The following is an 8,812-nucleotide window of genomic DNA, read 5'->3' as shown; positions in this document are numbered from 1 at the left end:
CCGGCGCTACGAGGGCGGCGCGGGCAGCGAGAACGGCACGGCCCGCGATTCCGCCGCGCACGAGTTGAACGCGGTGCCGCAACGCAGTTTCAGCGCGCCTCGCGAACCCGTGACCCCCGAGCAGCACTCCCCCTCCGGATTCACCGCACCCACGCCCCGCGAACCCGTCACGGCGTCGCGCGAACCCATCACGGCGTCGCGCGAGCCGATCCAGGCGGCGCGGGAGCAGATCACCACGCCGCGCGAACCGGTCGCCGTGCCGCGCGAACCGACGCCCGCCGCGCAGGAATTCACGGCGCCGACACCGCGCGAGCCCCTGCCGTCGCGGCAGTCGAGCTTCACCGCCCCGCGCGAATCGATCGGGTCGCCCTATCAGAACTTCACCAGTCCGCAGGAAAAGCCGTACGAGAGCATGGTTCCCTCCGCGCACGACAGCGGTGACTACGGCGCGGGCCGCACGAACGGCGCCGCGCCGGAGGAGAACGGCGTCGCGCTCACCGGGGCGCACCGCGCCTCTGACGAAAGCCTGATCCCCGTGGACAACACGCACGTGGACAAGCTGCAGGCGATGCTCGACGAACTGAAGAAGACCGCGGCGGCCCCGCTCGGGCGCAACGACATCTTCGGCCCGCCCGCGACCGATCTGAGTTCGACCGGGTATCAGCCCGAGCGCAGCACGGACACGCCGCGCGACTATCGCTTGTCCAGCCCGCCCTCGTCCTGAGCGGCCGCGTCGCCGGCCGTGCGCGCGAGAACCGCGGCGATCAGCTCGCGCAACCAGCGGTGCCCGGCGTCGGCGGTATTGCGCGGATGCCAGGCCATGCCGATCGGCACCTCGGGCAGCGGCAACGGAATCTCGAACGCGCACAACCCCAAAGCGGGCAGCGCCGACCTGCTGAGCAGCGCGGGCGCGGGACACACCAGATCGCTGGCCTGCACCGCGAACAGCGCGGCGGTCAGATTCGGCACGGTGGCCACCACGCGCCGGGTGCGCCCGTGCAGGGCCAGCCGGTCGTCGATCGGGCCGCGGGCCTGCCCGGTACGCGAGATGCTCAGGTGCGCGGCCGTCGCGAACCTGGCGACGGTGACCCTCCCGGTGACCAGCGGATGATCAGCGGCGGCGATGCCGAGCATCCGGTCCCCGAGAACTCGGCGCACCGTCGTCGCCGGGTCGGCGTGTTCGATGACGCCGACCTCGATGTCCACCCGTCCGTCGCGCAAGGCCGCGGCGCCCTCGCGGGTCTCGGGCAGGAAGCGCAGTGTCACGCCCGGCGCCTGCGCGCGCACGGCGGTCAGGAGCGGGGCGGTCAAGTCGGCGAGGACGGCGTCCTCGGCCTGGATCGCGAAGCTGCGCTTCAACCCACTCGGATCGATGGCGGCCTGCGTCGTGAGCAGCGCCCGGCCCTGAGCCACCAACGTGGCGACCTCGTACCGCAATTCGAGTGCGCGCGGTGTCGGTACCAGCGTGCGGCCCGCCCGGACCAGCAGCGGGTCGCCGAGCACCCGGCGCAGTCGAGCCAATGTCCGGCTCATCGCGGGCGGGGAGGTGTGCAGCCGCTCGGCGGCCCGCGTGACGCTGTTCGTCTCCAGTAGCGCATCGAGGGCCACGAGCAGATTCATGTCCAGCGCCTCCATCCCTGGATTATCACCAGTGGAATGGTCCGCACCCAACATTGTGGTGCCGACAACCCCCGGCGAGTCCTGGCCGCGCCGCAGTGGATTCGTCAGCCGAAGGGCTCAGGCCCTGTCTCGACGTCCGGTCTAGCGTCCACCCGCACGCTGATCCGCGGGCCCGCGGGCCTGGACGGGCAGGAATTCGGTGGGCGCGTCGGCGAGCGGATCCGGGGTCCTGAGTTCGGTCGACTGCGGTCCGAACTCGGGACGCGGCGCCTGCGGCGGGCCCTGGGGGCCGAACTCGGGATGACCCGAGGTCGGTCCGAATTCGGGATGACCGGTGGTCTGCTCGACCACCGCGGCGGGCGGGGCCGGTTCGGGCTCGATGTGCTGCTTGGCGGACAGTCCGCGGTAGGACTCCGGCCGCAGCGGCCGCAACCACTGCACCGCACGGGTGCCGAGCGGCAGCTTGAACTTCAGATCGCGCAGCAACTCGTCGATGTCGCGGATGGAGAAGGGCGTGACCACGGTGCCGTGCGCGTGGTGGCCGTTGGTCTGCTCGGCCAGCCAGTTCAGGCGCGCGTCGATCTGTTCGCTCAACACCTCGCGGTCGGGCAGGCGCAGTTCGCCCGCGAGCAGGGCGGCGGTCCAGTGCGCGGTGGCCTCCGCGCTGACCGTGCTGATGGACGACGAGTTGTAGCCCGCGAAGCTGAGATTCGGCACGTCCAGCGGCAGGATCTGGCGGTGCAATCGGAAGTTGCCGTGCTCGTCGGTGAGCCTGCGCTGCACGTACGGCGTCAGGAAGGGCACCCGCTGTTGGAAGCCGGTGGCGCTGACCACGATATCGGCGGGCACGACCGCACCATTGGACAGTTCCACGGCGGGAGCCTCACGGCCACCGCGCATCTCGGTGATGGTGGTGTCGCGGTGCACCACGATGCGGCCGTTGCCCACCTGCTCGTAGAAGCCTTCGGAAGCGATGCCGAGGGTGCTTTCCGCGATCTGCTCGAAGCCGCCCTCGGGCAGCAGGCCGAGTTCGCGCAACCGCAGGCGCTTGGTCGCGAGTTCCTGCATGAGGTCGAAATTGCTGACCCGGAACGAATTTCCCGATCCGGTCAGGAAGCGGTCCATCCGGCCGGGTTCGCGGTGGTGGAAATGTGCCTGGCCGAAACGGGTGAGCAGCATCCGCTCGTAGTCGAAGGCCCGGCCCAGCTTGCGCGGCAGCTTCCACAGCAGCCGCCGCGCCACCACGGTGGTCGAGGCGGCGACCTCGCTCACCGCCGTCGCGATCTCGCAGGCCGACGTGCCGTAGCCGACCACGACGACCGACTTGCCGCGCACCGCCTCGACATCGCCGAGTTCGGTCGAGTGCCCCAGCTGGCCGCCGGCCGCCCGGAACAGGTCGGCGCCACGGTAATCCGGGACCGCGGGCTCGCTGAACACACCGTTGGCGATGATGAGGTGATCGCAGGAGCTCCGATGTATGCCGCTGCCGTCGCGGATCTCCAGCAGCCAGCCGCTGTCCACCGGATCGGCCGCGACCACCTCGGTGCCGAGGCGCAGGTGCGCCCGCAGGCCGAAGTGGTCGGCGTAGGCGTCGAGATAGGCCTGCATCTGCTGACCGTCGAGGACCTTCGGATAATCCGCGGGCATCGGGAAATCCGAGAAGTGATAGGTGTTCTTGGAATTCTGCGTTCGCAGCCCGGGGTACCTGCGGGTCGCACTCCACACGCCACCGACATCGGGTGCACGGTCGAATATCTCGACCGGAAAACCCTTCTGGATCAGCACTTTCGCGCAGGCAAGACCTGCGATACCCGCGCCGACGATCGCGATGCGGTTTCCGCTCGTCATGGGCGAGAGATTACGTCGCTCACGGCGCACAGCAAAGTCGGTTGCCCGAAACGATGTGTCAATGCACAACCCGCATGGCGGCCGCCGGGTCCACCGCAGATCGATCAGGCCGCGGATCAGAATGCTTTCCCGCCGGCGCAGCTCGTCCGCCGCGACCGCGAGGCGCGACGCGGGAAAGCGCCGCGCCAGGTGGGTGAGCGCGGTCCGCGCCGTCAACCGGGCCAGACCCGCGCCGAGGCAGTAGTGGACGCCATGACCGACCGCGAGATGGCTGCTCGTGCGGCCGGGTTCGAACGCCGCGGGATTCGGAAATGAGGTTCGTCACGGTTGGCGGAAGCCGGCCCGACGAGCACCAGCTCGCCGACCGGGAGCGCCGATTCCGCTCGCGCAGTCCCCGGCACCTCGATACCCTGCGCAGATGAGTTCGATCGTGCCCGGCCTGCGGGGTGCCCGGATCGCGAACTCGGTCGCATTCGGGTTGCAGGGCTTCTTCTTCGCCGTGGTGCTGACCGAATTACCGCAGCAGAAGGACAAGTTCGAGCTCTCCGACGGGTTGATCGTCGGCTCGGTGGTGCTGGTCTCGCTGCTGGCGGGCGGTGGCAGCGTGGCCGCCGAGCGGCTGGCGCTGCGCTGGTCGAGCCGGGTCGCGGTGCGCACCGGTCTGCTGCTGATCTCGATCACCGGCACCGCGGTGGCGTTCGCGCCGAACACGGCGATACTGCTGCTCGCGCTCGGCTGCTACGGGATCGCGGTCGGCATCGTGGACGCGAGCACGAATATGCAGGCGGTCTTCATTCAGCACAGGTACGGGACGTTCATTCTGTCCTCGTTCTACGCCGCGTGGAGCGCGGGTTCGATCGCCGGCGCACTGTTCGTCTCGGGGTGCGAGGCGCTGGCGGTGACGCTGCGGGAGACGCTGCTGGGCGCGGCGGGGATCGTGCTCGTCGCGGGCGCGGTGCTCGGGCCACGACTGCTCGGCGCGCAGCAGGCCGAAGCGGGTCCGGCCGAGCAGCGGGAGATGCCCCACGCCGAAAAGGTCGCGTTGCGCGCCTATCTCGTGTTCGGCATCGCGATGGCGCTGGTGTTCGCGATCGACCTGGCCGTCGGCAACTGGTCGGCGCTGTATCTGACCGATGATCTGCTGGCCGGTTCGGCGACCGCGGCGCTCGCGCTGGCCGCGTATCAGGGCGCCTCGCTGGTGGCTCGGCTCACCGGCGACCTGCTGGTCCGGCGCTTCGGTCCGCGACGCGTGGTGCGGACCGCGGCGTTGATCGGGGCGAGCGGCCTGCTGGTCGTGATCGTCGCGCCGGGCCCGCTCGTCGCGATCGTCGGATTCCTGATCGCGGGCGCGGGCATGCCGGTGATCGCGCCGCTGTGCTTCAGCGAGGCAGGGCAATTGACCAGTGGGCGTGGCCTGGACGCGCTCATCGCCCGGCTGAACCTGTTCAACTACGCGGGCACGTTGATCGGCGGTGGTGTGGTCGGCGCGGTCGCGGCGGGTTTCGGGCACCGCGTCGGCTTCGTGATCCCGTTGCTGTTCGCGGTGCTGCTGATCGGGCTCGCGCGGGTGTTCCACGCCCGGCCGGAAGCCGATAAACATCCCACCTCTGCGGACGACCGTGCTCTACTTGATTGATGAGCAACATCCCAGTCATCGTCGACCGGGCCGGTCTGTGGGACGCCGAGGAACTCAGTGACGTTGCCGCGGCGACCTTTCCGCTGGCCTGCCCGCCGGATGCCACGCCCGACGACATCGACCTGTTCGTCACCGAGGCGCTCTCCGGCGACCGCTTCGGTGAGTACCTGAGCGATCCGGCCCGGACCGTGCTCAAGGCGGTCGCGGGCGAGGACATCGTCGGCTACGCGATGCTCATCGCGGGCGAGCCGGCCGATCCCGAGGTCGCGCGGGTACTGGACGTGCGCCCGATGGTGGAGATCAGCAAGATGTACGTGCTACCCGGCCATCATGGCACCGGCGTGTCGACGGCACTGATGCATGCGGCGCTGGAACGGGCGCGCGAGGGCGGTTTCGCCGCGGTGTGGCTCGGCGTCAACGAGGCGAACCCGCGCGCACAGCGGTTCTACGCCAAACACGGGTTCGTCCAGGTCGGCACCAAGTCCTTCACCGTCGGCAACCAGACGCACCACGATTTCGTGCTGCGGCTGACCGTCTAGTGCCTGGACGCGGCACGAACTCACACGAATTCGGTCAGCGCGGCATGGAAATCGGGCGCGACGACCGCCATCAGGTGATCGCCCGGTACCAGGGCGAGCTTGCCGTCGGGTAGCGCCGCAGCGAGGCGTTCGGGCTCGGCGGCGAACGGATCGTTGTCCCCGGCCAGCACCAGCGTCGGCACCGCGATGCCGGACAGCCCTTCGATCGGCCGGGAATCCAGTCCGGTCGCCAGCGCTGTGATGGCCGCCCGGTCGGCCTGCACCGCGTCGGCGAGGATGCGGAACATCATCGCGAGCTGCGGCACGCCGGACGTGTCCGCACCCATCGCGGCTTGCAGCGCAGGCAGTTCGACGACCCGGCGGTCGACCCCGCCACAGTCGAGCACGCCCGAACCGACGCCACCGATGGCGAGGCGCTCGACCCGCTTGTCGGCGGCGGCGACGAGCAGCGAGATGATCGCGCCCATCGAATAGCCCACCTGCACAACCCGATCGAAGCCCAGTTCGTCGTACAGCGCGCTGAGGTCCTTGGCCATGAACTCCCAGGTGTACTGCGCGGCGTCGTGCGGCTTCGCGGAGCGGCCGTGCCCGCGCGCGTCCAGCGACACCACGGTGCGCCCGGCGGCCTGCAGCGCGCGCACGACACCGGTGCTCATCCAGTTCGCGTTGGTATCCGCGACCACCCCGTGCTGCAACACGACGGGAACACCCTCGCCCTCCCAGACCCGATAGTTGAGTTCCAGGCCGTCCCACGTCTTGAACTTCGTCATGACCCCGGATCGTAACCGGCGGTACCGGGTTGACAAGTTTTGCGTGTTCAGTCTTTACTGAACACATCGTTCCTTACAGAACATCCAGTACTCAGGAGTACTCCATGACAGCCGCGATTCGCACCGAGGGTCTGACCAAGCACTACGGCAAGCACGTCGCCCTCACCGGCCTCGACCTGGACGTGCGGGCAGGCGAGGTGTTCGGTTTCCTCGGACCCAACGGCGCGGGCAAATCCACCACTATCCGCATCCTGCTCGACCTGATCCGGCCGACCTCGGGACGCGTCGAGGTGTTCGGCGTCGATCCCCGCAAGGGCGGCGCGGAACTGCGCAAGCGGATCGGCTACCTGCCGGGCGAGCTGGCACTGGAGGGGCGCAACACCGCCCGCGATCTGCTCGGCTTCCTGGCCGACCAGCGCGGCGGCGCGGTGCCCGCCCGCCGGATCACCGAACTCGCCGAGCTCCTCGATCTCGATCTGTCCAAGAAGGTCGGCGCCATGTCCAAGGGCAACAAACAGAAGGTCGGCATCGTCGCCGCCTTCATGCATCGGCCCGATCTGCTGATCCTCGACGAACCGACCTCCGGCCTGGATCCGCTGTTGCAGCAACGGTTTCTCGAGCTGGTCACCGCGGCGAAGGCGGACGGGCAGACCGTGTTCATGTCCTCACACGTGCTCAGCGAGGTACAGCAGACCGCCGACCACGCCGTGATCATGCGCGCGGGCAAGCTGCTCGGCACCGAGAACGTGGACGAATTGCGGCGGCGCTCACCGCGTTCGGTCGAGCTGGTGTTCGGCGCCGACGTCTTCGCCGACGATTTCGCGCGGCTGCCCGGCGTCCGGGACCTGACCATCGACGGACGGACATTGCATTGCACCACCGAGGGCGAGGTGGACGGGCTGTTCAAGATGGCGGCCAAATACCCGCTGGTGAGCGTGCTCTCGACCGAGCCGGACCTGGAGCAGATCTTCTTCAGCCTCTACGGCCGCTGACTCGAACCACCTATCGCACAGGAGAATTCGTCATGACTCGCTCGGTCTTCACGCAGACGTTGAAGGAACAGCGCCGCGGCCTCATCGGCTGGTCGATCGGCATCGCGCTGGTCCCGCTGCTGTATCTGCCCTCGTTCAACTCGCTGAAAGAACAAGGCTCGCTGAACAACATCAAGCAGAACCGCGTCTACGACGCGCTCGGCGCGGGCGATTTCGCCAGTGCCACCGGCTTTCTGCACTCGATGATCTATTCGATGATCGGCCTGCTGCTCATGCTGATCTTCGCGGTGACCTTCGCCGCCCGCTCGGTTACTCAGGAGGAGAACGGCACGCTGGATCTGCTGCTCGCCCAACCGGTCAGCCGGATCCACCTGCTGAGCCAGCGCTTCGGTGCGCTCGCGGTGCAGATCACGGTGATCACGACAGTGCTTGCGCTGAGCGTGATCTCGGGCGCGCGGGCCGGAAAGATGGTGGTGCCCACCGGGCAGATCATCGCGGCCAGTGTGGCGCTCGGCCTGCTCGCGCTGGCGGTCGGCGCGATCGCGCTGCTGGCCGGTGCGATCACCGGAAAGCGTGCGCTGGCACTGGGTTCGGCGTCGGTACTCGCGCTCGGCGGCTACTTCGCCAACACCCTCGGCGCCGACTGGCTGCGGCGGATATCGCCGTTCTACTACGCGGTCGGCGACAAGCCGGTGGTCAACGGCTGGAACGCCGCGCACCTGATCGTCCTGATCGCGGTGGCGGCGGTCGCCCTGGCCCTCGCACTGGCCGCGTTCGACCGGCGCGACCTCGCGGTCTGACCGAGCGACACGGGGCGGCGGGCGACCGCCGCCCCGTACACCTGTCCGCGTGCACCCGAAGGGATACTCGAACCATGTACCAGCCAGCCATGCACCCAGTGGAACCGAGCGCGCGCGAGGCGCGGCTGTGAGCAGCGCCGAAACCGCCCCTACCCCGGAACAATTGGCCTTCGTCGAAGATTTCGCGCTGGTACTCGAACGCATGGGCCTGGTCCGGATGACCGGACGGGCCGCCGGGTGGCTGCTCGTCTCGAATCCGCCGGAGCAGACGTTCGGCCAGATCGCCGACGCACTGCAGGCGTCCAAAGGTTCGATCTCCGGCGCGTTGAAGATCCTGGTCACCATGCGCTGGGTGGACAAGATCTCCAAGCCCGGCGATCGCAAGGACTACTACGCGATCCGTCCTGGCATCCTGCCCGAACTCACCCGCCAGCAGAGCGGCATGTACAGCGACCTCACCGCGATGACCTCACGTGGCCTCGCGCTGTTCGACGACCCGAACGGCGAGCAGGCCGCCCGGGTGCGCGATATGCACGAGTTCTTCGTCTGGATGGGCAAGGAGTTGCCCGCGCTGATCGACCGCTGGTACGCCGAGCAGCGGTCCTGA

The 8,812-nt window shown here is 68.8% G+C and carries 8 protein-coding genes and 1 pseudogene; 6 read left to right on the top strand and 3 right to left on the bottom strand.

Going from position 1 to position 8,812, the window contains the following annotated elements; genetic code table 11:
- Positions 1-724 (top strand): annotated as a pseudogene (locus tag TY25_RS43230) (hypothetical protein); the annotation flags it as partial.
- Here the strand turns inward: TY25_RS43230 and TY25_RS16805 are convergent.
- Positions 694-1,635 (bottom strand): LysR family transcriptional regulator, encoded by a 942-nt coding sequence (locus tag TY25_RS16805; RefSeq protein WP_063602735.1) that lies wholly within the window; start codon positions 1,633-1,635, stop codon positions 694-696. The pseudogene TY25_RS43230 and the gene TY25_RS16805 overlap by 31 nt on opposite strands.
- Before the next feature lie 126 nt (positions 1,636-1,761).
- On the bottom strand, positions 1,762-3,468 hold the full coding sequence (locus tag TY25_RS16800) for a flavin-containing monooxygenase (RefSeq protein ID WP_042257190.1): 1,707 nt from the start codon (positions 3,466-3,468) through the stop codon (positions 1,762-1,764).
- 418 nt (positions 3,469-3,886) lie between these two features.
- Between TY25_RS16800 and TY25_RS16795 the strand changes: the two genes are divergently transcribed.
- Both TY25_RS16795 and TY25_RS16790 read left to right on the top strand, forming a co-directional pair.
- Positions 3,887-5,104, top strand: a complete 1,218-nt coding sequence (locus tag TY25_RS16795) for an MFS transporter (protein WP_042257189.1) — start codon at positions 3,887-3,889, stop codon at positions 5,102-5,104.
- A complete protein-coding gene (locus TY25_RS16790; RefSeq protein ID WP_226887248.1) occupies positions 5,104-5,643 on the top strand; it encodes a GNAT family N-acetyltransferase in 540 nt (179 codons plus the stop codon). Before TY25_RS16795 ends, TY25_RS16790 begins: the two co-directional genes overlap by 1 nt.
- A 20-nt stretch (positions 5,644-5,663) precedes the next feature.
- Here TY25_RS16790 and TY25_RS16785 read toward each other — a convergent pair whose 3' ends face one another.
- Entirely contained in the window at positions 5,664-6,413 is a 750-nt protein-coding gene (locus tag TY25_RS16785) for an alpha/beta fold hydrolase (protein WP_042257187.1), read from the bottom strand.
- 104 nt (positions 6,414-6,517) lie between these two features.
- Here TY25_RS16785 and TY25_RS16780 point away from each other — a divergent pair, with 104 nt between their 5' ends.
- From TY25_RS16780 to TY25_RS16770, 3 genes are all read left to right on the top strand, one after another.
- A complete protein-coding gene (locus TY25_RS16780; protein ID WP_042257185.1) occupies positions 6,518-7,405 on the top strand; it encodes an ABC transporter ATP-binding protein in 888 nt (295 codons plus the stop codon).
- Between the two features lie 32 nt (positions 7,406-7,437).
- Positions 7,438-8,205: an efflux permease Rv1217c-related protein gene (locus tag TY25_RS40605; protein ID WP_052383018.1), complete on the top strand. Its 768-nt coding sequence runs from the start codon at positions 7,438-7,440 to the stop codon at positions 8,203-8,205.
- 127 nt (positions 8,206-8,332) lie between these two features.
- Positions 8,333-8,812, top strand: a complete 480-nt coding sequence (locus TY25_RS16770) for a GbsR/MarR family transcriptional regulator (protein WP_052383017.1) — start codon at positions 8,333-8,335, stop codon at positions 8,810-8,812.

Origin of the sequence: Nocardia brasiliensis NBRC 14402, assembly GCF_000308475.2 — a bacterium.
Taxonomy (GTDB): domain Bacteria; phylum Actinomycetota; class Actinomycetes; order Mycobacteriales; family Mycobacteriaceae; genus Nocardia; species Nocardia brasiliensis.
The sequence above is the reverse complement of the archived record's forward strand: the minus strand, read 5'-3'. Positions and strand labels throughout refer to the sequence as shown.